24 protein-coding genes and 1 riboswitch are annotated in these 21,857 nt (G+C 33.6%); of the genes, 2 read left to right on the top strand and 22 right to left on the bottom strand.

The window, feature by feature from the left end; translation table 11 throughout:
- Positions 1-195: 195 nt before the first annotated feature.
- The 10 genes from PMOB_RS10075 to PMOB_RS10870 form a co-directional block, all read right to left on the bottom strand.
- The gene (locus PMOB_RS10075) at positions 196-672 is read right to left on the bottom strand and encodes a class II glutamine amidotransferase (protein WP_012209743.1); all 477 of its coding nucleotides are present in this window, start codon (positions 670-672) and stop codon (positions 196-198) included.
- 4 nt (positions 673-676) lie between these two features.
- Entirely contained in the window at positions 677-2,860 is a 2,184-nt protein-coding gene (purL, locus tag PMOB_RS10070; RefSeq protein WP_012209742.1) for a phosphoribosylformylglycinamidine synthase subunit PurL, read from the bottom strand.
- Positions 2,838-3,512: a phosphoribosylformylglycinamidine synthase subunit PurQ gene (gene purQ, locus PMOB_RS10065; protein ID WP_041534454.1), complete on the bottom strand. Its 675-nt coding sequence runs from the start codon at positions 3,510-3,512 to the stop codon at positions 2,838-2,840. Before purQ ends, purL begins: the two co-directional genes overlap by 23 nt.
- A 14-nt stretch (positions 3,513-3,526) precedes the next feature.
- A complete protein-coding gene (gene purS / locus PMOB_RS10060; protein ID WP_012209740.1) occupies positions 3,527-3,799 on the bottom strand; it encodes a phosphoribosylformylglycinamidine synthase subunit PurS in 273 nt (90 codons plus the stop codon).
- Positions 3,796-4,512 (bottom strand): phosphoribosylaminoimidazolesuccinocarboxamide synthase, encoded by a 717-nt coding sequence (gene purC, locus PMOB_RS10055; protein WP_012209739.1) that lies wholly within the window; start codon positions 4,510-4,512, stop codon positions 3,796-3,798. Before purC ends, purS begins: the two co-directional genes overlap by 4 nt.
- Positions 4,502-4,921 (bottom strand): 5-(carboxyamino)imidazole ribonucleotide mutase, encoded by a 420-nt coding sequence (locus PMOB_RS10050; RefSeq protein WP_012209738.1) that lies wholly within the window; start codon positions 4,919-4,921, stop codon positions 4,502-4,504. Before PMOB_RS10050 ends, purC begins: the two co-directional genes overlap by 11 nt.
- 81 nt (positions 4,922-5,002) lie before the next feature.
- Positions 5,003-5,104: riboswitch (purine riboswitch) on the bottom strand.
- 83 nt (positions 5,105-5,187) lie between these two features.
- On the bottom strand, positions 5,188-5,640 hold the full coding sequence (locus PMOB_RS10045; RefSeq protein WP_012209737.1) for an arsenate reductase ArsC: 453 nt from the start codon (positions 5,638-5,640) through the stop codon (positions 5,188-5,190).
- The gene (gene fliJ, locus PMOB_RS10040) at positions 5,633-6,085 is read right to left on the bottom strand and encodes a flagellar export protein FliJ (RefSeq protein WP_012209736.1); all 453 of its coding nucleotides are present in this window, start codon (positions 6,083-6,085) and stop codon (positions 5,633-5,635) included. Before fliJ ends, PMOB_RS10045 begins: the two co-directional genes overlap by 8 nt.
- 28 nt (positions 6,086-6,113) lie before the next feature.
- The gene (locus tag PMOB_RS10035; RefSeq protein WP_012209735.1) at positions 6,114-7,751 is read right to left on the bottom strand and encodes a sigma-54 interaction domain-containing protein; all 1,638 of its coding nucleotides are present in this window, start codon (positions 7,749-7,751) and stop codon (positions 6,114-6,116) included.
- Between the two features lie 29 nt (positions 7,752-7,780).
- Positions 7,781-7,948 (bottom strand): hypothetical protein, encoded by a 168-nt coding sequence (locus tag PMOB_RS10870; protein ID WP_012209734.1) that lies wholly within the window; start codon positions 7,946-7,948, stop codon positions 7,781-7,783.
- Positions 7,949-8,041: 93 nt separating this feature from the next.
- Here PMOB_RS10870 and PMOB_RS10025 point away from each other — a divergent pair, with 93 nt between their 5' ends.
- Positions 8,042-9,304 (top strand): IS110 family RNA-guided transposase, encoded by a 1,263-nt coding sequence (locus tag PMOB_RS10025; RefSeq protein ID WP_012208365.1) that lies wholly within the window; start codon positions 8,042-8,044, stop codon positions 9,302-9,304.
- Positions 9,305-9,382: 78 nt separating this feature from the next.
- On the opposite strand, the gene PMOB_RS10020 is transcribed toward PMOB_RS10025, so the two are convergent.
- The 11 genes from PMOB_RS10020 to dxr all read right to left on the bottom strand — a co-directional run bounded on the left by PMOB_RS10020 (position 9,383) and on the right by dxr (position 20,298).
- A complete protein-coding gene (locus PMOB_RS10020) occupies positions 9,383-10,342 on the bottom strand; it encodes a radical SAM protein (RefSeq protein WP_012209733.1) in 960 nt (319 codons plus the stop codon).
- A gap of 50 nt (positions 10,343-10,392) precedes the next feature.
- Positions 10,393-11,259 (bottom strand): radical SAM protein, encoded by an 867-nt coding sequence (locus PMOB_RS10015; protein ID WP_012209732.1) that lies wholly within the window; start codon positions 11,257-11,259, stop codon positions 10,393-10,395.
- Positions 11,246-12,007: a ribonuclease III gene (gene rnc, locus PMOB_RS10010; RefSeq protein WP_012209731.1), complete on the bottom strand. Its 762-nt coding sequence runs from the start codon at positions 12,005-12,007 to the stop codon at positions 11,246-11,248. Before rnc ends, PMOB_RS10015 begins: the two co-directional genes overlap by 14 nt.
- On the bottom strand, positions 12,004-13,929 hold the full coding sequence (locus PMOB_RS10005) for a transketolase (RefSeq protein ID WP_049755316.1): 1,926 nt from the start codon (positions 13,927-13,929) through the stop codon (positions 12,004-12,006). Before PMOB_RS10005 ends, rnc begins: the two co-directional genes overlap by 4 nt.
- Before the next feature lie 2 nt (positions 13,930-13,931).
- Positions 13,932-14,081 carry a DUF2905 domain-containing protein gene (locus PMOB_RS10000; protein ID WP_231282501.1) on the bottom strand — a complete coding sequence of 50 codons (150 nt, stop codon included), beginning with the start codon at positions 14,079-14,081 and terminating at the stop codon, positions 13,932-13,934.
- Between the two features lie 64 nt (positions 14,082-14,145).
- A complete protein-coding gene (locus PMOB_RS09995) occupies positions 14,146-14,982 on the bottom strand; it encodes a PSP1 domain-containing protein (RefSeq protein WP_012209728.1) in 837 nt (278 codons plus the stop codon).
- Between the two features lie 23 nt (positions 14,983-15,005).
- A complete protein-coding gene (locus PMOB_RS10360; RefSeq protein WP_012209727.1) occupies positions 15,006-16,046 on the bottom strand; it encodes a DNA polymerase III gamma/tau subunits-like protein in 1,041 nt (346 codons plus the stop codon).
- A gap of 23 nt (positions 16,047-16,069) precedes the next feature.
- Positions 16,070-16,540: a YaaR family protein gene (locus PMOB_RS09985; RefSeq protein ID WP_012209726.1), complete on the bottom strand. Its 471-nt coding sequence runs from the start codon at positions 16,538-16,540 to the stop codon at positions 16,070-16,072.
- A gap of 17 nt (positions 16,541-16,557) precedes the next feature.
- A complete protein-coding gene (gene ispG / locus PMOB_RS09980; protein WP_012209725.1) occupies positions 16,558-17,607 on the bottom strand; it encodes a flavodoxin-dependent (E)-4-hydroxy-3-methylbut-2-enyl-diphosphate synthase in 1,050 nt (349 codons plus the stop codon).
- A 13-nt stretch (positions 17,608-17,620) separates the two neighbouring features.
- Positions 17,621-19,144: a site-2 protease family protein gene (locus tag PMOB_RS09975; protein ID WP_012209724.1), complete on the bottom strand. Its 1,524-nt coding sequence runs from the start codon at positions 19,142-19,144 to the stop codon at positions 17,621-17,623.
- Entirely contained in the window at positions 19,141-20,298 is a 1,158-nt protein-coding gene (gene dxr, locus PMOB_RS09970) for a 1-deoxy-D-xylulose-5-phosphate reductoisomerase (protein ID WP_012209723.1), read from the bottom strand. Before dxr ends, PMOB_RS09975 begins: the two co-directional genes overlap by 4 nt.
- Before the next feature lie 141 nt (positions 20,299-20,439).
- Between dxr and PMOB_RS09965 the strand changes: the two genes are divergently transcribed.
- Positions 20,440-21,522 carry a YfbR-like 5'-deoxynucleotidase gene (locus PMOB_RS09965; RefSeq protein ID WP_012209722.1) on the top strand — a complete coding sequence of 361 codons (1,083 nt, stop codon included), beginning with the start codon at positions 20,440-20,442 and terminating at the stop codon, positions 21,520-21,522.
- Here the strand turns inward: PMOB_RS09965 and PMOB_RS09960 are convergent.
- A complete protein-coding gene (locus PMOB_RS09960) occupies positions 21,509-21,718 on the bottom strand; it encodes a hypothetical protein (protein WP_012209721.1) in 210 nt (69 codons plus the stop codon). The genes PMOB_RS09965 and PMOB_RS09960 overlap by 14 nt on opposite strands.
- Positions 21,719-21,857: the final 139 nt, after the last annotated feature.

The following is a 21,857-nucleotide window of genomic DNA, read 5'->3' as shown; positions in this document are numbered from 1 at the left end:
ACTTAATCAAGAAAATTTTTGATTAAAAATCTGATTAAAGGCTATTTATGCTAAATATAGAACTTAAAATTTTTAGATCCCTCATCTTAAAAAGATTTAAGAGACAACTTGAAGAACAAAAATTGTTAAATCTTTGTTTTAAAAAATAAAAATGTATAATATACAAACGTATAAATTTTTGAATAATAAGAAATGTTAAATTTCTTCACTTTTCCAACTTGAAGGAGAGCCTTTTAGCTTCTTAACTAAAAGATGGGGAAAAAGTTCCGTATCTGTAGTTGTCATAAATATGGAGCCTTGCTCTTCGTATTTCTCTTTCATTTCAGGACCATTTTCAATTTGACCGTTGTGAGCTATGGAAAAAAATTCATTTTTATACTTTATAGTAAGCGGTTGAGCATTTGTGAAATTAGAGACCCCTTTCGTTGAATATCTTACGTGCCCGATCCCAAAATAACCGTTAATTTTTTTTGATACACCGCCCCCGAAAACTCTATTGACTACGCCTTTACCCTTATAAGTTGTAATTTTAGTACCATCTGACACCGAGATCCCGGCTGATTCTTGGCCTCTATGTTGAAGTGCCAAAAGACCTTCCACAATTCTGCCACTTACGTTGTACTTTTGACTCTTTGAATATGCGGCAAACAAACCACAATTTTCCATCAACATTCTATTATTCCTCCACACTTTTCGAGATACTATCAAAATAGATACTTTTCAATTCTTTTAAATCAAAATATGCACTGCAGATATCGATACCGTCATCACTGGATTTTATCTCTCCCAATTTTTTAACGTTGATATTAGATGATTTAGCAATATCTTCAAATATACGGGAATCTTTACTCCTAACAGACACGATGAACCTGCCCTGATTCTCTCCAAAAAGTTCTTCTATGGAAGCATCTAAAATACCTTTAAAACCACGATTACTCAATATACAGGACACCGCCAAAGCAGTGAGCAAACCGCCTTTTGAAACATCATGCACACTTTTTAAAATACCTTTATCTATTAGATCTAATATAAAGTTTTGCAAATATCTTTCATACATTGGATTTACAAAGTCTATCTCTCCACCTACAAACCCTTCAAGAACTTTTAAATAAAAACTACCACCTATCTTATCAACATTGATATCTGTTTTTCCAATTAAATATACTACATCACCACAATCTTTGAACTTTAGGTTAACTATTTTTTTTATATCTTTAATTTCCCCAATCATACCAATAACTGGGGTAGGGAAAATCGATGTTTCATGATACGAATTGTAAAAACTGACGTTACCACTAACCACTGGGGTAGAAAGTTCTTTTGAAGCTTCAATCAAGCCTTCAATACTTTTTTCAAATTGCCATGATACTTCGGGATCATCAGGATCACCAAAATTAAGGTTGTCTGTGATAGCTAAAGGCTTTGCACCAACAGAGATTAGATTTCTCGCAGCTTCGTATACAACGTTCTTTGTACCCTCAAATGGATCTAAATAGGTGTAAAGTTCGTTGCTGTCAATCGTAACAGCAATAGCCTTTTGAGTTTTTTTTAACCAAAGTACAGCACTATCGGCTTGTTCTGGTATAAATATTGTATTCGTTTCAACTTTATAATCGTACTGTTGATATATCCATTTTTTACTAGATATGTTGTGGTTTGACAGTAATATCTTTAATATTTTATCTATATCCTTTATCTTTGTCTTTGGGTATTTTTTTGCTTTGTTCAATATATAAGTAGAAGGAATGGTGTTGTTCCTATAATATTCAGGGGCGTTAACTAATATATCTATTGGAAGATCAGCAAGAACCTTGCCTTCGCTATTTTCTTTCACAACGTAATGAGGGGTAGAAATTGTTTTTCCTATAACTGCAAAATCGATCAAGTACTTATTACAGATGGCTTCTACTTTTTTCTCTGTACCAGGATTAACCAAAAAAAGCATCCTCTCTTGAGACTCAGAAAGCATTATTTCCCAAGGTTCTATATCTTCTTGCCTTTTGGGTATATTATCTAAATAAAGTTCACAACCAACTCCACCCTTATAAGCCATTTCAGAAGTAGAGCTAAGAACACCGGCAGCACCCATATCTTGACAAGCTCTTACCCCTTTTATTTTCAATATCTCAAGTGTCGCTTCGATTAGATTCTTTTCGGTAAAGGGATCTCCAACTTGAACAGAGGGCCTGTCATCTTTTCCACTCAATTTTTTTGATGCAAAAGAGGCTCCATGGATTCCATCACGTCCGGTTTTAGATCCTACATATACAAGAAGTTTATCAGGTCCATCAGCGTGGGAAGATGCCAAATGATTTTTGTTAGCAACCCCGACACACATCACGTTTATCAAAGGGTTTGTTGAATATATTTCATTGAATGAAGTCTCTCCACCAACCGTAGGGACACCGATGGAATTTCCATAATCGCTTATACCTGAAACAACCCCTTCGAAAATGTTCTTCACCTTTGGATCAAAAACATTTCCAAATTTCAACGAATCTAAAAGTGCTATGGGCCTTGCTCCCATAGCTAATATATCTCTAACTATCCCACCGATACCAGTAGCGGCTCCTTGATAAGGTTCTACTGCAGAAGGATGGTTGTGACTTTCAACCTTAAAAACAACGGCCTTTCCTCCAATCTGAACGTATCCTGCATTTTCGCTTTCATAAGATTCATTAATTTTTTTTAGGTAATGTTTAGAATGTTTGTAACCACAATGTTCAGACCATTGAGCAGAAAAAAGATAGGTTTCAAATTCGTTGGGTATTCTCCCCAACTTTTCTTCGATGAGATCAAATTCTTCTCTTGAAATACCTAATTCCAATGCTATCTCTTTAATTGTTAATTGATTCTGCACTAGACAAATACCTCCTGATAGATTGAAAAATGTAATTACCATCCTCATTACCTAATACACTATGACAAGCTCTTTCCGGATGAGGCATTAAACCAAAGACATTGTATTCTTCATTTATTATGCCTGCTACATCGTCAAATGAACCGTTGGGATTCTCTTTATACTTTAATACAATATTTTTAGGATCAAGCTTATTATCGTTGATATATCGGCCTTCCTTGTGGGCAATAGGTAAAGTTAAAATCTTTTTTTGAACATCATTGATAAACGGTGTATCATAATTTACAACTTCAACTTCAACATCTTTACATATGAATCTATGAGAGGTGTTAACGGTTAATGCCCCGGGTAATATCCCTGCTTCTGTTAGTATCTGAAAACCATTACAAACCCCTAAAACCAATCCTCTTTTGTTCAATATATACTTCTCTACCGAGCTCATTACGGGAGAAAACCTTGCCAACGCCCCAACCCTTAAATAATCTCCATAGGAAAACCCTCCTGGAATAAAAACCAAATCGAAATCCAGTAATTGATTGAAATCATGCCATATATATTTTGTATCAAAACCGTTAATCGTTAAAGCAAAATTTGCATCCCTATCGCAGTTTGAACCTGGAAAAACTATAATTCCAGCCGTTAACGAATTCACATTCTTCACACTCTTCACTTCCTATTCAAATCGACGATTTCAAAATCCTCTAAAACTGGATTGGTTAAAATTTTATAAGCTATTTCTCTGACTTTATCTTTGGCTGCTTCGTAGCTATCTTCTTTTACTTCTAATTCTATACTTTTTCCAAATCTTACACTTTCAACGTTGTAATTTAGCCTTCTTAAAACCTTGAAAGTAGTAGCTCCCTGTGGGTCTAAAATTCCTTCCCTTAACTTTACTTTTACTTCAAATCGGAAGGTTTTCTGCTCCTCTTTAATCATCATATATCTAACCTCCCAAGTAATACTTCGTAGGCGTTGATAAGATCCCCTTTATTTTCCCTATACACATCTTTGTCAAGAGATTCCATAGTATTTGCGTCCCAAAAACGGCACGTATCAGGAGAGATCTCATCGATCAACGTAACTTTGTTATCGTTTTTACTGATTCCGAACTCTAATTTAAAATCCACCAAAATAATTCCTTTAGATTTTAAATAATCACTTAAAATATTGTTGACTTTTTTAGAAATAGAAGCGATTTCATCCAATACGTTTTCTGTGGTAATTTTCAAAAGAAGGATAGCATCTTTGGCAATCATCGGATCCCCTAACTCGTCATTTTTCAAAGAAAATTCAACTAAAGGATAATCAAACATCAATCCCTTTTTCACTCCATATCTCTTACAAAAACCTCCGGCAGTGTAATTTCTAATTATAACCTCAAGAGGAATTAAATCTGTCCATTTTGCAACGAAAGAGTTTTCATCGTAATCGTTGATGTAATGGGTATTTATACCTTGATTATTCAGCATTTCAAAAAAGAACTTAGAAATTTCTTTGTTGATTTTTCCTTTGTTAAGGATTTGATCTTTTTTTAATCCGTTGAATGCTGTCACATCATCTTTGAATTCTATCAACAATTTCTTCTCATCGAACTTGTATACTTTTTTGGCTTTCCCTTCGTATAAAAGCTCAAAATTTTTCTTATCTTCCATCTTTTTCACCTTCTGTCAACCTTTTTGCAAAGTATGCTGCATTTTTCATACCACTACTTCCAATGCCCATGGTTGCAACAGGAACCCCACTAGGCATCTGTACCATAGAAAGTAATGCATCTATTCCATTTAAAGGACCTACATCTCTGGGGACACCAACAACGGGGAGATTAGTTAATGAAGCGATTACACCAGGTAAGGCAGCAGAAAGGCCGGCAACAGCTATTATGACACAATATTCGTTACTTGGAAGTTCTTCGATAAATTTTGTTAGCTCTTTCAAATTTCTGTGAGCACTAAACACCTTATAGTCGTAACTTATCTTCCATTCTTCAAAGAGGTCAATGGCAGTTTTTACAAAAATCTCATCTGATTGACTTCCAGATATCAAAAGGACTTTCTTACTCAAAGTTATCTCTCCTTTTTTAAAATGTTGAAATAAAAAATCCTACCTCTCATACAGTAGAGAGGTAGGATGTTGATATACAATATCTCAGACCCCTCTTACTGTAGTCAAACAGTTTACGGCTGTTTGGTAGAAACTGCCGAACCTTATTATCGGCATTATACAGAAAGAGGTTTTTTCTTTATTAATTTTTTTATGAATTTATTATAGCAAACAAACTTTAGCTGAAGGTTAATTCTTTGAAAAATAAAGTATATGCAAAAAGGTTTTTACACTCGAAAATTATCTTTTATATTAGAGTATTTATCAGTATTCTCCACGAAATCAATTACCTTTTTTTCTATTTGATCCCTTACCTTTCGAAATACTTCTAATTGTTCTTCTTCAGAACCTTTGGCAGCGGCTGGATCGTCAAAGGGCCAATATAATCTTATACTAACGCCCGGAAAAAAAGGACATTCTTTTTCTGCTTTTGAACAGACGGTTATTAAAAAACCAAATCTATCGTTCAAGTATATATCCAAACTTTTTGAGTATTGCTCGGACATAGATATTCCTTTTTCTTCCATGACTTTTATGGTCAAAGGATGAATTTCACTTGCTTCTAAACCTGCACTGTAAGCCTCAAATTTATCATTTCCGTATTTTTTCAAAAATGCCTGAGCCATCTGACTTCTTGCAGAATTTCTCGAACACAAAAACAAAACTTTGATCTTATTCATAATTCTCCTCCCTTGGTTGATGGTTTAATCTAGCAATTTCATCTAGTTCTTTTATATTCGCCCTCTTTTCCTGAATTTTAAATTCGTCAAATCTTTTATCTTTAAGTTTTTGAAGGATATCTTTTTCGTTCTTGGCCTTTAAATAATTTTGTCGGGCAATTTCTTCTTCTTGCAGTTTTTCATGTAATACTAAATGTAGTTGTGATAATTGCTCATTTAAATGATTTTTATACTCTATCATGTTTGATAATTTAGTAATCGATATGGTATCTTTTACTTCTTTTGTAAATTCATCTGAAAAGGTATCAATCTTATTGCTAATCTGTTTGATTTCGTCTTCAACTAATTGCCTTTGTTTACTTTTTTTACCCAATTCCATTCTTGCATTATCTTCTAAAATTTTTTTTAGGTCTTTCAATCGCTCTAGACGAAATTCAAACTTCAATGTTCATCCCCCTATTCATTTTAAATCTTTACTTGATCCCATACCTATCTAGCTTATAATAAAGATTTCTCACAGTTAACCCTAGTTTACGTGCAACTTCTGTTTTATTACCGTGACTTGCTTCAAGGATTTCCAGAATTATCTTTTTTTCGAAATCTTCTGTCATTTCCTTAAGCGTTCCTGTGACTTCTTCAACCTTTTCTATCAAATCGGGAATGTGCGTGGAAGTAACTATGGAATCGCTGTTGTCCATTGCCAACATAGCCCGGTCAATAACGTTTTCCAACTCTCTTATGTTCCCAGGCCACGAATAATTCATCAATTTCTTCAAGGCATCTTCAGTAAATCCATAAACTATTCTTCCATACTTTCTATTTAGATTATGTAATAGTTGCTGAGCAAGTTCAGGAATGTCTTCCTTTCTTTCTCTTAACGGTGGAACTTCTATATTTACTACTGAAATTTTGTATAAAAGCTCTTTAGAAAATTTACCCAAACCAGAAAGAATCTTTAAATCTTCAGTAGTTGCAAAAATGAACCTAACATCAGGAATAAAATCGTAATAATTGGTATCAAAAACATTGTCTTTAAGGAAAGCTAAAAGTTTTCTTTGCATTTCTATATCCATGAGATCAATATTTTCCAAAAAAAGGGTCCCTTCATTCGCTTGTGCCAGATAACTATTCTCCCCAAAAAGGTATTCTTCTTGTCTTTCTCTTGGGATCAAAGAAAAGTTTAATTTGAGATACGGTCCCTCTTTCCTCGCACTTGCGTTGTGAATAGCTTGTGCTAGTACCTCTTTCCCTACTCCAAATTCGCCTATTAATAAAAGGTTGACGTCTACTGAGGCTACTTTACTTGCTTGGGCAACAACATCTTTCATAATTTCAGATTTAACGACTAAATCATCAAAGGTATGTGTGGCACTTTCTTTTTTCAACATCCTTTTTGTAGCTTCTAATTCGTTTATCAATCTTTGAATTTCGGAAATGTCATGAATAACGGCGACGCTTCCCTTAAACTCATTTTTAACAAAAAGTGGGGTAACGCTTGCTACTACTTCTTTTTTGTTCGTGGCTAATCTTTTTTTTACATTGTATATAGGTTTTTTCTCTTTTGCACATTGAATATGTAAACTTTCACCTTCTGCCAAATCTATAGTTGCAGGTTTACCAATGACCTCTCTTGGTGTTAATCCTGTGATTCTTGTGTAAGCTCTGTTGACCATAGTCACACGACCTTCTTGATCTGCGACAGAAATTGCATCTGAAGTGGAATCAATTATGGAACTCAGTAGAGCTTCCATTTCTCTTAAATTAGTGATCTCTTCAGCTAACTTTTGTAATGTAGTGATATCTCTAAAAACAGCGGCAACAGCAATAGTTTCATTATTATCATTTTTTATAGGGATACGAGAAGTTAAAATTACTTTATCCCCTAAACTCTGTAGTTTGTCGAATTCTGCTTCACCTGTTCTTAAAACAACGTGCAATCTAGTATTAGGAACATTTTCAACTACATTTTGTCCAATTATTTTTTCTTTATCAACACCTAAAACCCTACAGGCGGCATCGTTTATGTAAAAAATTCTTTCCCTTTCATCTATTGCCATTACTCCATCTTGTAACTGATCAAGAACGTACCTCATTAGTTCTATTTCTTTCATGAAATCACCCCTCGGATAGTCACCAATGTTTATTGTGACGTTGAAAAAACTTCATTATCTTCTTCTATGATATTTGATGATACAATATAAGCATAAACAACTATTTTCTTTAAAAAATGAGTGGGTAGTAGAACGCTTATTCTTTCTGAACTTTTAAGTTCGTTTAAAAGTTTGTTCGCTACCCACTTTCCGCCCATAAATCCGATACTTGATTGACCTTTCAAGGCCGTATTAGAAGGATGATTGCAAAAGGCGGATCCTCAAACAATACTAAAGCGAGGTGAAAAAATATGTATTTTGTAGGTATTGATATTTCTAAAAACTCTTTTCATTACTACATCTCCGATTCAGGTAGGACCAAAATCGATAGTGGTAAATTCAAACAGAATATGAGTGGTTTCACCACTTTCGACAAAATTCTTAAAAAGTTCAACAAAAGAGAGATTATAATTGGTATGGAATCCACTTCTATTTACCATCAACATTTGTTTTCTTATTTACTTAAACACGATTATGATGTCCATATCATTAATCCCCTTTTGTTGAAAGAATTCAGAAAAAGTGAAACTCTTCGCCATTCTAAAAACGACAACATTGATTCCAAGCTGATCTCCATTTGGCTGAAAGAAAAGTATCCAGACAACATCCCTTCTTCTAAGGAGATAGATAATTTCACTCAATACTCTCGCGAGATCATTAACCTTTCTGAGGAGATTTCAAGGGTTAAGAATGAAATCAAACGTTATGTCTACCTTTTGTTCCCTGAATTGGAATCTTTTCAATCTAATATCTTTATCAAGAGTTTAATGAATTTATTGTATAACTTCCCTTCTGCAAGGAAGATCGCTACAACCAACAAAAAACAGCTTATTGATGCGATGAAGATAGATAATCAATTGTATTTCGATGAAAATAAGTTGGACCAAATCATTGAACTTTCTAAAAATTCAATAGCAAGTGGCAACGATGCGCATGAGTTAGCTCTTCAAAAAAGAATAGAATTGTTGTTCAAACTTGAATCAGATCAAAAGCTCTTCAAAGAAAAATTGAAAGAAACTTTGAACAATTCATCAAACGATGTAATTAAAAACCAGGTAGAATTAATACAATCTCTTGATGGTTTCAATGAAACAGCTTTAAATATTGTAGCAGAAACAGGAGATATTAACCGATTCTATTCTGCTTCTGCCCTGGTGGCTTTCGTTGGCATCGATCCTCGTACAGAGGAATCAGGTCAAATGAAAAAAGGCTGGTTCATCAATAGAAAAGGTAACAGATACCTAAGAAAAGCTGTTTACATCGCTGCCATCGTTGCTATTCAAAACAATGAATACTTCAAGAATTATTACATGAAACTACGTACTCGAGGTAAATCACATACTGTTGCTGTGTTAGCCGTAGCGGGAAAATTGTTGAGAATAATATATTCACTGGTAAAGAGTGGGAAAAAATATGATTCTGACTATCATTACAAATTACAAAATCAAGAACTGAGAGCTCATGGCAATTATACAGCAAAAAAATTAAAAAGGAAAAGAGAAATAGTAACCTGAATAAACAACAACTGCTACTTTCAACCTAGAAGTATGACTGAATGAGGATTTTTTAAATAGAAAATATTTAAAATTTTTTTAATTAAATAGGGGACTATCATACTTGACTTTTAAATTGTGAGTCTGAATCCAACCATTTTCAAACCCTAATTCATACAAATAATCGACTACTTCCTGATATTCTGATTTATATAAATATCTTGATAACTTTTCATAATTTTTAGCCTTATAAACCGGAACATATTGGTCCATTAAGCTGACATGTATCTTTTCCGAGATTTCATACTTTAAGAATTTTAAGGCTTCTTTTGCTTGGTTTATTAAATTCGGTAATACTAGAATACGAATTATTATTCCTCTTTTTAAAATATTAGACTTTTCATCTACCAGAAAAGTTTCTCCAATTTGACGATACATCTCTTTAACAGCTAATTTGGCATTACTCCAGTAATCTTTTACCCCTGAATATCGTTTACCCACAATATTGCTAGTATACCTTATATCAGCCAAATAAATATCAACGACATCTTCCATTAACTTCAAAGTCTCTATACTTTCATAAGATGAAGAGTTCCATACTATAGGCAAGCGAAATCCCCCTTCTACTGCATATATTAAAGCATCAAAAATAAAAGGTAAGTATGGAGTTGCTGTTACCAAATCTAAATTAGCGGCCTTCATTTCATTCTGCAATTTTAAGAAAATTTCTCCCAACTCTTCAGTAGAAATCTTCTTTCCGAAACCCAACTGACTGAAATTGAAATTCTGACAGTACACACATCTCATCGTGCAATTGCTAAAGAAGACACCACCTGCACCATTTTCTCCTTTTAATACAGGCTCTTCTCCCGGATAAAGAACGTATTCGGAAATTTTTATTTCATTCCCTACCCTACAAGATCCCACATTTTTTAGCCTATTTACTTTACACTGACGAGGGCAAAGATCACATTCTTCTAAGCGTTTGATCAAATAATCACGTCTTCTATGAAGTTCACCTGATTCATATAACTTCATGTAAGAAGGTAAAATATCCATTCTACAATATACCTCCACTCATCATGCAGCCTTTTAGAAACTCTAAAACTTTATATAGCGCCTCTAGCCCCGCTCCCCACCCGACCGTTGGAGGAGAACGCACAACATTCGTAACTATAGCTAATCTGGAAATTTTCTCTTTCGGCTTTTTCTATAACTTTGCCGATAGGTTGAACAATTTTATTTACAATACCCAAAAGCTCGGTTTGTAGTTCTTCTCTATATTTCCCTTTAGGATGCATACAACCTAAGGTTAACTTTTTATGTGAAAAATCGTTTCTTACCCTTGAAAGAAAAGAAACAACTTCAGCCACTTTTGGAGGTTGATAAGAATAGAATTCAGTTCCAACCGTGGGTATAAAAACTAGAAATATAATTTCATCTATCCGATCTCCAAATTTCTTTAATTTTTCAATTGCTTTTTGTTCATGAGAAAATTCTCCTTTATTCAAACCTATGGTAATATGTGGTTTAACAACGAAATCATTATTTACAAGTAATTCCAAAGAAGTCCACATCTTATCATAATCAAATTCCCCATAAACCTCTTTTACCGTTTGCTGATCTCCAACCAGATCAAAAGATACGGTATCCGCGATCTTTTTTAAAACATGTATGTCACTTTCATCTACGTACCCTGTATGCACGTTGTATTTCAAATTGTATTTAGTTTTTAGAGTATATAGTGTATCGGCAAAATTAGTTATTGGGACCTTTCTATCTTCCAATAATCCACCACTAATTAAAAAAGAAGTGAACCCTTTTTTTACTAAATCTTCAATATCTTTTACTCTTGCCATATTATTTAGATAATGGCGGCCACAATGTTTGCAGTTCAGGTAGCAATAATTCCCTGTTAGTGAAACTGAAGATGTGTTCTTTAAAATAACGAATTCAATTTCTTTAATCAACGACATCATTTCCACCAATAGAATCCAAAAACTTCTCACAAGCAATTTTTGCTGCTAATTGTTCCGCAAATTTTTTTGAAAAGCCTTCGCCTATTCCTAGTATCTCATCATCTAATTTTACTGCTACCTTGTATCTTTTCATATGTGAGGGCCCAGAAGCACTCAATAACACATATTCAGGCAATTTTTTTGTTTTTTCTTGAGTTAATTCTTGTAACTTCGTCTTATAATCGAGAAAAATATTCCCTTCAACAGCGTTCTCGATGTACTCCTTCATGTTTTTTATAATATACTTCTTTGCCTTTTCATAACCGCAGCTAAGATAAATACAAGCAAACAAAGCCTCCATAGTGTCAGATAAAATTGACTTTTTCGTTCGCCCACCTTGTTTGTCTTCACCTTTACTTAAAAAAATAAAGTCGTCTAACCTCAACTTTAAAGCAACTTCTGCTAAAATAATTTCGCTTCCTATTATAGCCCTCGCCTTTGACATTTCTCCCTCAGAAAGGTGATAATTATTGTAAAGAAACTCGGAGATAACTAACTCTAAAACGGCATCTCCGAGAAATTCTAACCTTTCATTAGAATCAAGTTTTCTTTGAATATTTTCGTTGTCAAAAACGTATGATTTATGACACAACGCTTCGAACAACACGCTCTCTTTCACGCATGGTGGCAATAGGAGCTCCTTTTTTGCTTTTTTTACATTTTGTTCCTCTTGCAAGGTTAATTTTAAATCATCCTCATGCTTCATTTGCTCTCAATTAATCCTTTCATCTTTTTTACTAGCGATTCTACATCAAATCCATGAACCCTTAGCAAATCTTTGATTGTTCCAGACGGTGCATATTCTTTTAATCCCATAGGTTCAAAATAAGAAGGTTTCATAGAATTTTTGATCATAGCTTTTGACAGTTCATTTGACAAACCATTTTCTACGTTGTGATCTTCTAAGGTTAATACTATAGTATTGTCAACGTATTCTTTCACTTGAGTAAGGTCAAAATCTAAAGGAGTCGGTACACCAATGACTGTAATATGTATATCTTCTTCTTTCAACTTATCAGCAGCTTCCACCGCTAAATGAGCGAAGCTTCCATATGTGAATACTGTTAGGTCTCTACCTTTTCTAAAAACATCCAACTTCCCATACTCGAAGTTATAATCGTTATTGTAATAAACGTTACCCTCTTCATCTAACAAGATTGGCAAGTTAGATCTTCCCATAGCGATTACAAAGTTGCCAGGAACTTTGGCAGCATACCTAATCGCTTTATCAGTTTGATTGGCATCACAAGGTACGATCAATTTAGTATGGTATAAACTTCTGACTATCCCAATATAATTAACTTCATGATGAGTCTTACCATCTTCTCCAACATCGATACCACAGTGGGTGACAACAGTCTTTAAATTAGTGTGATTAATATCGTTTAATCTTTGCTGATTAAATGCCTCATCCAAGCCAAATACCCCAAAATCAGCGAAAAAAGTTAATGCTCCACTAACGGACAATGCTCCTCCAATGGTGGCTGCGTTATGCTCCTCAATACCAATTTGAATATAACCTTCGGGATTGACTTTTTCAAATTTTTCCAAATTAACGGATGGTTTCAGATCACAATCGATCGCAACTACTGGAAAATTCTCCATGTTCAGTTTCGCAAGATCAGCAATAGCGTTACCAAAAGCATTACGATTGGCAACCTTTTCTCCCTTGCCATATACTATAGGTTGTCCTGTCTCAACATTTAATTCAATATTTGGATAACTTAGTTTATCCCTAGTTAAAGCCATATTTTTTCTTTTTTCAATGTACTTTTCCACATCGTTTTCTAAACCTAATTCTTCTAAAGCTTTACTTAGCTGTTCTTTAGTGAGTGCTTTACCGTGATAGGTTGGGGTGTTTTCCATAAAAGAAACTCCTTTCCCTATAATCGTCTTAGCTACAATCACAGTTGGCCTTAATGGTTCATTTTCAGCTACTTCTAAAGCCTTATTGATTTGATCAAAATTGTGTCCATCGATTTCTATAACGTTCCAGCCAGCCGCTTCATATTCTCCAACTATATTTACTGATAAGATATCTCTGGCTCTTCCAGATATTTGAATATCGTTGTAATCAAGTAATACTATTAGGTTATTTAAGCCTTCTTTTATGGCAGTTCTTCGAGCTTCTGCAATTTGCCCTTTTGAGCTTTCTCCATCACTACTAAATACGTAAACTCTATAGTCTTTTCCCCTCTTTTTTGCTGCCAAAGCCATTCCAATCCCAGCTGATAAACCTTGACCTAAATTGCCTGTTGACCACTCAACACCAGGTATTCCACGGGTAACATGCCCTTCAAATATGCTCCCAGCATATCTGAATCCTGAAATAACTTCTTCTATGTCTACAAAGCCCATCCTTGCTAAAGCCACATAGAATCCTGGTGAAGTGTGACCATGACTAACCACGATCCTGTCTCTATCTGGATTAAACGGATCATCTGGGAATATATTTGCCCTATTTAAAACCGATAAAAACATATCAATAGAAGACATAGACCCTGCGGGGTGACCAGAATTAGCCACAGTGGTCATCTTCAATATATCTCCTCTGGCGATAACCGACAAGTTTTTTAGTTCTTTTAAACTTTTTTTCAACGAATACACCTCCAAGGAATTTACATTCATTATTAGAAAAATCTTCGAATGATAATTGATAGTAATGTGCCTAATCCACTAACAATAAGCATCGTTGTAATAGGAATATATAAAACGAAATTTTCTCTTTTTATTATTATATCTCCGGGGAGTCTACCAAGTTTTATATTAAATGCAAACATTAACCCTATTATTAAAAACAAAATACCGATTGTTATGAATACAGCTGCAATTGTTTTCATATGATCACCCGTTTTGAGAGTTACCATTGTTGAAATAGGAAAAAGGAACTTTGATTAAGATTGGTTGATTTTCTTCTATTACTTGTAGCGAGACTTCTTTCAAGAACACGTTGACCGTTACAACTCTAGCTGGCTTTCCATCGTATTCTATTGTAGAGTTCTCATTCGGCACATTTTTAAGGACTTCTTTATAAAAATCATTTTCATATTTCAAACAACAAAGAAGCTTACCACATCTACCCGAAATTTTAGCTGTGTTAATCATCATCCGTTGGGTTTTAGCTAGCTCCATCTTTATAGAAGAAAAATCTCTCAGAAATCTGCTACAACAAGCCTCTTGTCCACATAAGCCAATTGATCCAATCTTCTTTACTTCATCCCTAGCTCCTACTTGTTTAAGTTCTATTCTTGTTTTGTACCTTTTAGCTAATATCTTTACCAATTCTCTGAAATCGATTCTAACATCGGAACCAAAGTAAATTACCAATTTTGATCTATCAAAAGTAAAATCGGCATCAAGAATCCTCATTTTTAATCCTAATTCTCTAACCATCTGTTTTGCATATTGTGCAACTTCTTCGGCTAGTTTAACATTGTCTTCTACTTGTTGTTTGTCTTCGTCTGAAACCCTTCTAATAATTGAGTTGGGTTCATAGCCTATTTCTTCAAACCTCATTGTAACAGGGCCCAACACAACCCTACCAACTTCTATTCCATTTTCTGTTTGAACCAAAACATAATCAAATATATTGATTTTTTCAATTCCTATATAATTATAGTAATATATGGGACCTAACTTTTCCAACTCTACCCCATAAACTTCAGCTTCAAGATCTATCAAAAGATTTCACTCCCATTGTATTATTATTTAATGGTTCTAATAAAGCATCTTTTAATTCTAAAAAAATGGGTAAATATTTCCATTTCAAAGTTAAAGTTAGCCAATCTCATCGTAGATACCCTATTCAAATATGATATATTATCTTTAATTTGCTCTAAATTAACAATATGTTCATTTAAGCCAAAGAAATAAACTAACGAGTTGTTCCAAAAAAATTTCCATTTGGAAGAATTCAAAAATACCATCGCATCTCTCAACAAAATAGCACCTAAAGAAGATATATTACTTAAAAAAGATAAATTTTCAACATCATTTTTTATTTGAGAAATATTTTTTATTAGATAAAAGAACTCTTTATCGTCTGAATTTATTAATATATTCCACAATTTATAATATGAAAGAGAAAACTTCAGTTTGTTGTATGGCAAATCAAGAGATAATTTAAAATTGCTTATCAATTCATCGATATTGTTGGATGAAAAGTTAAGCACCCTCTTGACCTCATCTTTAACTTTAGAAACATCGGTACTTTCATCGTTCAAAAACAATAAAACCCCCAAATCATAATGTCGGAAAAAATTGAAATAAATCGCTATTTCACCATATTTGCGATTAATATTTTCAACCAAAAGTGAAGGGATAGAAAGATCATACCTTATAAAACGACTTTTTATGGTTGGTAACAAATAATTCCATCTCGTAGTAGTTCCAAATACTAAAGCATATTCTGGAGGCTCTTCGATTAATTTGAGTGCGGCATTTGCTGCTTCTATGTTCAATCTATCAATATCCTCAAAAAAAACAACCTTCACCTTTGCATAGTTAGGTTTATACATTAAAAACTCTTCCACATCCCTAACTTGCTCTATCTTAATATTTCCACCAGAAGGTTTAATAATTAATGTATCTAACTGATTGAAAGCTGAAACTGAATTTAATAATTCATCTCTAAAATTATTTAAAATAAAATTATCTTCTGCAACAAAACACATGGAACTTGCCTTAATTACTTCTATTTTCGATTGAATTTTTTCTATTGTATCATAAAAAAATGAATCACTCAAAAAAAACACCTTCTATACAACTTTTATTTGTACAAATCTAAAATCAATCCGTTTATTTCATCAATTTTGGACGCGTACACTAAAGTATTTTTCTCTCTTTTTAAAATCATATCAGTCAATTCCATGAGTTTGCCATCAACTACTTCGGCTACCATATGTAGTTGCGGTGTTGAATTTTTAAAATCAAGATCGTTTTTTATCACATACCAATGTTTCTCCAATCTTTTAAGGAAATCTTTGATAGCATTCCTATATCCTCGTAAATTAGATTGGGTGGGAGATTTTACAAAGTTGTTTCCCAGTTTAAGAATATTGTCAATCAAACTCCTTAACTCACTTTCAGAAATTTTTATATTTGTGTCAACTAATACATCAAAAAATCCTTCTTTTTCTTTCACCTCAGAAACAGTAACATCTTGATCGTTAGATTTTTTTATCTTCTTTTTTTTCATCTCTTTATCCATTTTTTTTCCGGTAATGGGATCTATCTCCATAGTATTCCCTTCTTTAATTAAGAATTCTGAATTTCTTCTATAATCTCAAAAAGTTTCTCTCTTATCTCACTTCTCTTAAAAGTACCGAAAAGTTCCCCTTTAAGGAAAATAGCCGCTGATGAATTTTTGGTTCCAACTATGGCGATATCAGAGTGTTTAGCTTCACCAGGACCGTTAACAACACATCCCATGACCGCTACGGTAATATTTTTTTTAACCTCTTTACCTTTTAACATTTTTTTTACTTCGTAGGCTAATCCTTCAACGTCGATTTCCGTCCTTGCACAAGTCGGACAGGCTATTACTCTTACCCCTATTTTCAAGCCTAATGCTATTAGCAAATCTTTTGCCAATTCAACTTCTCTGATCGGATCCCCGCTGATGGATATTCTGATTGTATCTCCGATGTCGTTTATAAGCAAAGAACCTAAACCTGCTGATGACAATATAACTGCATCCTCAAACACACCTGCTTCAGTAACTCCTATATGAAAAGGATAAGGTATCAACCTCGAAAGATATTGATTGGCAACAAAAGTTTCTTTAGCATCAACAGATTTCACAGAGACGACAATATCGTAAAAACCTTCTTTTTCTAGCAATCGAACTTCTTTTAAAGCGCTTTCAGCCAATGCTTTATGTCTAGGTAAATCAGAAAATTCCTTAGCGATCGAACCAGAATTAGATCCGACCCTTATTGGGACGTTGTACTCTTTAGCAACTTTAACTATTTCTCGTATTTTAACATCTGAACCAATGTTGCCTGGGTTTATTCTTACTTTCGAAGCACCGGCCTTAATAGATTCTATAGCTAACCTGTAGTCAAAATGAATATCTGCAACTAAAGGCACTTGGGATTTCTTAACGATTTCACCAAAAGGTTGAATGTCATCCTTACTTCTCACCGATACCCTTACAATCTGGGCACCTGAATTTTTCAATCGTTCAACTTGAAACAATGTTTGCTCAATATTAGCGGTATCCGTATTCGTCATACTTTGAATAACGATGGGATACTTCCCACCAATTTTAACCCCGCCAACATCCACTACTTTTTCTGAGAACATTTAGAACACCTCATTAGAAAAATCTCATTATATCGTTATAAGTGACGAAGATCATCAAAAATATTAAGAATAAAAATCCTATCGTATTCACTATAGCCTCAACTTTTGGACTTACCCTTTTTCTAGTTATCATTTCATAAATAGAAAAAACGATTCTGCCACCGTCTAAACCAGGGATTGGAATCAAATTAAAAACTCCTAAACTGATAGTTATTAAAGCGGTTAAATTTAAAATAGCATCAAAACCAATCATTGCTGCTTGCCCTATTATGGCAGCAGCTCCAACCGGTCCAGCGAGCTGATCAGCGCTTAACCTACCCGTGAACAACTGCCCGAAAGATCTAAACGTTAAAGCAATCAAATTATTTGCCCATTGAATGGGGACTGTAAGAGCCTCAATCCCTTTAGGATGCCAATTTTCGTATGGAACCTCTAAAATCCCAGGCTGAACGATGAAATCTAAAAATTCTTCTTTGGGTAAATCAATATTAATTATCTGACCGTTTCTCTCTACCAGCACCTCAAGAGCATCGTCACTAAATGGCTTATACTCATTAATAATTTCTTTAGCAGAAACAGCGAACATTAATTCTCCAGTATTCAATTGGGTTCGATAAATTATATTTTGCAAATCAGATCCATTATTAATTGCTACTCCGTTAATTTCAATTATTTTATCTCCCTGTTGGAAAAAATCGTTACCTTTTGCTATAACATTTGAAAAAGTAGCGTACACGATACCTGTTTCATACGTGGGGGGAAAATAAGAATATTGAGCTAACTTACCTTCAATAACGGATCCATCTTCTAACTGTATTTCTATTGGATCACCATTTTCCATTCGGCTCATTACCAAATATAAATCTTCTTCACCATTTAGTGAAACAATCTCTTTGTTTTTCAAATTGAGCAATTCGGCGTTTTCAATATCATAAAAAGTGAAAATTGCCCTATCGTTGGTAAGCTCTGGAATCAATGTAACATTAACTTCCTCTCCGTTTCTTATAACAGTTAACTCTAACGGTTTCCCAGAAGCTATTTCCATCTCTAAAATCGAAGGGTTAAATACATACTCACCATTTGCTGTTTTAATGATATCACCGGGCTCAAGACCAGCTTGGAGAGCAACGCTGTCCCTTCCTAATCTTTCAACCATTACCTCTGGAAAACCATAAACACCAGCTATTCCAACAAAAAGAAAATAACCTAAAAGGAAAGAAAACAAGGGCCCTGCAAAAGCTATCAAAAATTTCTGGAAAGGTTTTTTGTTGTAAAACAGTGCAGGATCAGTATCAGTATAACCTTCTTCTAATACTTCCTCACCAGCCAATCTAACATAACCACCCAATGGAATGATATTGAAGCGAAATGTGGTTTCTTTACCAGGAATCTTGAATAATGCAGGCCCAAATCCAATAGAGAATTCTTCAACTCTCGTCTTAAAAATTTTCGCAAAAATAAAATGTCCGAATTCATGAACAACTACAATAACGGATATGATAATCAAAAACCAAATAATTGATAATAAAACCGTCATTCGATAACCTCCATAATATATTTTTTCGCTATATTTCTACTGATTTTATCCACTTTAAGTATATCATCAAAATCATTAAAACTCAAGTTATTTGCAAAAGAATACTGGGTTTGCACCTCATTTACCGTTTTGTATATCACACGATAAATATCTCCAAATTTAATTGTACCTTTTAAAAAACTATCCACTGCAACCTCATCTGCGGCGTTAAATGCATTTTGTAATGGGGCCTTCCCAAGAATGCTATAAGCTAATTTTAAAGCGGGGAATCTATTGAAATCTACTCTCTCAAAATATATCTTCTCTGAAAATAAATCAGGTTTTTCAAAAACAAAATTTCGTTCAGGATAAGAAATCGAAAAAGCTATTGGAATTTTCATATCTGCTACACCGTAATGCATCTTAATTACTCCGTCAGAAAATTGAACCATAGAATGAATCCTACTGTTTCTGTTGATGGCAACCTCGATATTGTTTATTTTGAATAAATGAAAAGCTTCAAATAATTCAAGAGACTTATTTACCATCGATGCAGAATCAACGGTTATTCTTTTCCCCATCGACCAAACGGGATGGTTCAATACTTCTTCCACTGGAACATTTTCAAGGGTTTCAACTGGGTAATCTCTTAAAGCTCCACCGCTAGCCGTTAATATAATCTTCTCTGGAGTCGAGGTTTCACCCATCAAAAGTTGAAATATCGCACTGTGTTCGCTATCAACAGGGATTATCTCTTTTTTGAGATTGCTAGCATAATCCAAAACATAATTTCCACCACACACAATCGATTCTTTATTCGCCAAACAGACCCGCTGGGAAACTTCTAAAGCCTTTAAGGTGTTTTTAACCCCAGAAAAACCAGAAGTAGCGATCAGAGAGTAATCAGGATTACAAAACTCCATGCTCCTTTCAACTGCATCGGCGCCAGTAAAAATGCGACAACCATTAAAAGTTTTGGGCATATTTTCAATATTTTCAACTATCCCAGCACTAATCAGATCGTATTTATCGATGGCTTCTTTTAATTTATCCCAACTCTTATAAACAGATCCTCCTACTATCTTAAAATTGTCTTTAAACCACCCGCTATTTAACACTTCTATAGCCTGTTGACCAATTGATCCGGAAATTCCAGCGATGAAAATACTTTTCACATATAAACCCCTTTCTCATTTCACTATTCTAAGCACAAAATAAATTATACCATCAATTCAAATAATCATAAATTAAAAAATGTGTTAAAATAATTAAGAAATACACAAGCGAAATATTGAATCAATTAAGAAGGTGATTAAATGAACATTGGTAATTTTCTTTTAGAAAGTTCTAATTTGTTTACAGTCTACAGATGGAACAACAATCCTGCAATTGTAAGATTTAGCGAATCCGACAACATATACAACAACCTTCTTTTAAGTATATTTGTATTCTCCGAAGAATCTAAGGAAAATTTGGTAAAAATACTTCACAACAAAATATATGAAGCAATTCCCAAAATAAGATTATCAGACATATCATTGGCTACCAAAAGCAAAATTGAAGAAAAAGGCAAAAAACTTTGGGATGAAGTGATTAACAAAACCTACAAAGAAGTAGAATCTTATTTTGATATCGATATTAGATCAAAACTATTAATTCATTATGCCTTTGATGAAGAAATAGAAAAAAAAGTTAGAATGATAAACCTTCTCGTCGCTCAAAAAGAAGCAAGTATTAACGAAAGAGTCTTTCCTGAATACTACACTGAACCTAAAATAAAAAACCAAACGAAAATAAAAAAAATGGATATACAAGATAAAAAAGAGATAGAAGAATTAGCTAATGAATTGTTAGAAATATCAACAAGATTGGTGACTATGATAAGATGGAACAAAAATCATAGAAATATTAAAAGTTCTGTAGCTTCACATACTTTTTTCGTTTTTTTAATTTCTTATCTTTTAGCTCTAAAAGCTAATTTACAAATGAAAGAAATTTACGATATTATGATTGCTTCAATACTACATGATTTGCCTGAAGCATTTACAGGTGATGTGATAAGCCCCACTAAAAGAAAAGTACGAGGCTTAGAAGAAATAATTGGAGAAATAGAAAAAGACTTCATTAAAGACTGGTACAATGATAAAATTGCTTTGAAAGAGAAAATTAAAAAATACGAAAAATACATATATGCTCCATTCGAAAATGATTATGGAGCATACGTGAAAACTTCTGATCTAATGGCTGCACTAATAGAATGTTCACTAGAAATAAGTACCGGAAACCAAAATAAATATTTTATCGATACCTTTAAAACTATAAAAAAGGAGATATTACACTTCTCTCCAATAGATATTAGTGAAATTATGAATGAAATAGAATCATCTATTCACCCCTAATGTATTTTTTCTCGCCGTTAGGTAGTTTGAATTTAACAACGACTCCTTTTTGAGGTTTTTCATAACCTAAATATATTTTATGCACATTAGATTGATTAACTCCTGATTCTACACCTTCCGCTGAAATGTGTGCTTCAAAAGGACGAATGCTAGTGCTTTTCGATAAATCATCAAAGAGTTTTTCTCTAACAGACACACAATTCTTTTAGCTCTTATGTTGTACTTCCAACTTCCTTTATTTTCCAACAATTTTTTCCTCATGTCCTATAGCTCTAACCTCCAAAAAAGCTTATCTTTATATATTTTGTGCTTCCTTGTAAACTGTAATTGTATTC

The organism is Petrotoga mobilis SJ95 (assembly GCF_000018605.1).
Classification (GTDB): domain Bacteria; phylum Thermotogota; class Thermotogae; order Petrotogales; family Petrotogaceae; genus Petrotoga; species Petrotoga mobilis.
The sequence above is the reverse complement of the archived record's forward strand: the minus strand, read 5'-3'. Positions and strand labels throughout refer to the sequence as shown.

Bases quoted from the DNA above. Each gene is read 5' to 3' on its own strand.
- PMOB_RS10075 (WP_012209743.1), bottom strand. From the start codon at position 672: ATGTTGATGGAAAATTGTGGTTTGTTTGCCGCATATTCAAAGAGTCAA.
- purS (WP_012209740.1), bottom strand. From the start codon at position 3,799: ATGATGATTAAAGAGGAGCAGAAAACCTTCCGATTTGAAGTAAAAGTA.
- purC (WP_012209739.1), bottom strand. From the start codon at position 4,512: ATGGAAGATAAGAAAAATTTTGAGCTTTTATACGAAGGGAAAGCCAAA.
- PMOB_RS10045 (WP_012209737.1), bottom strand. From the start codon at position 5,640: ATGAATAAGATCAAAGTTTTGTTTTTGTGTTCGAGAAATTCTGCAAGA.
- PMOB_RS10035 (WP_012209735.1), bottom strand. From the start codon at position 7,751: ATGAAAGAAATAGAACTAATGAGGTACGTTCTTGATCAGTTACAAGAT.
- PMOB_RS10870 (WP_012209734.1), bottom strand. From the start codon at position 7,948: ATGGGCGGAAAGTGGGTAGCGAACAAACTTTTAAACGAACTTAAAAGT.
- PMOB_RS10025 (WP_012208365.1), top strand. From the start codon at position 8,042: ATGTATTTTGTAGGTATTGATATTTCTAAAAACTCTTTTCATTACTAC.
- PMOB_RS10020 (WP_012209733.1), bottom strand. From the start codon at position 10,342: ATGGATATTTTACCTTCTTACATGAAGTTATATGAATCAGGTGAACTT.
- PMOB_RS10015 (WP_012209732.1), bottom strand. From the start codon at position 11,259: ATGTCGTTGATTAAAGAAATTGAATTCGTTATTTTAAAGAACACATCT.
- rnc (WP_012209731.1), bottom strand. From the start codon at position 12,007: ATGAAGCATGAGGATGATTTAAAATTAACCTTGCAAGAGGAACAAAAT.
- PMOB_RS10005 (WP_049755316.1), bottom strand. From the start codon at position 13,929: ATGAATGTAAATTCCTTGGAGGTGTATTCGTTGAAAAAAAGTTTAAAA.
- PMOB_RS10000 (WP_231282501.1), bottom strand. From the start codon at position 14,081: ATGTTTGCATTTAATATAAAACTTGGTAGACTCCCCGGAGATATAATA.
- PMOB_RS09985 (WP_012209726.1), bottom strand. From the start codon at position 16,540: ATGGAGATAGATCCCATTACCGGAAAAAAAATGGATAAAGAGATGAAA.
- ispG (WP_012209725.1), bottom strand. From the start codon at position 17,607: ATGTTCTCAGAAAAAGTAGTGGATGTTGGCGGGGTTAAAATTGGTGGG.
- PMOB_RS09975 (WP_012209724.1), bottom strand. From the start codon at position 19,144: ATGACGGTTTTATTATCAATTATTTGGTTTTTGATTATCATATCCGTT.
- PMOB_RS09965 (WP_012209722.1), top strand. From the start codon at position 20,440: ATGAACATTGGTAATTTTCTTTTAGAAAGTTCTAATTTGTTTACAGTC.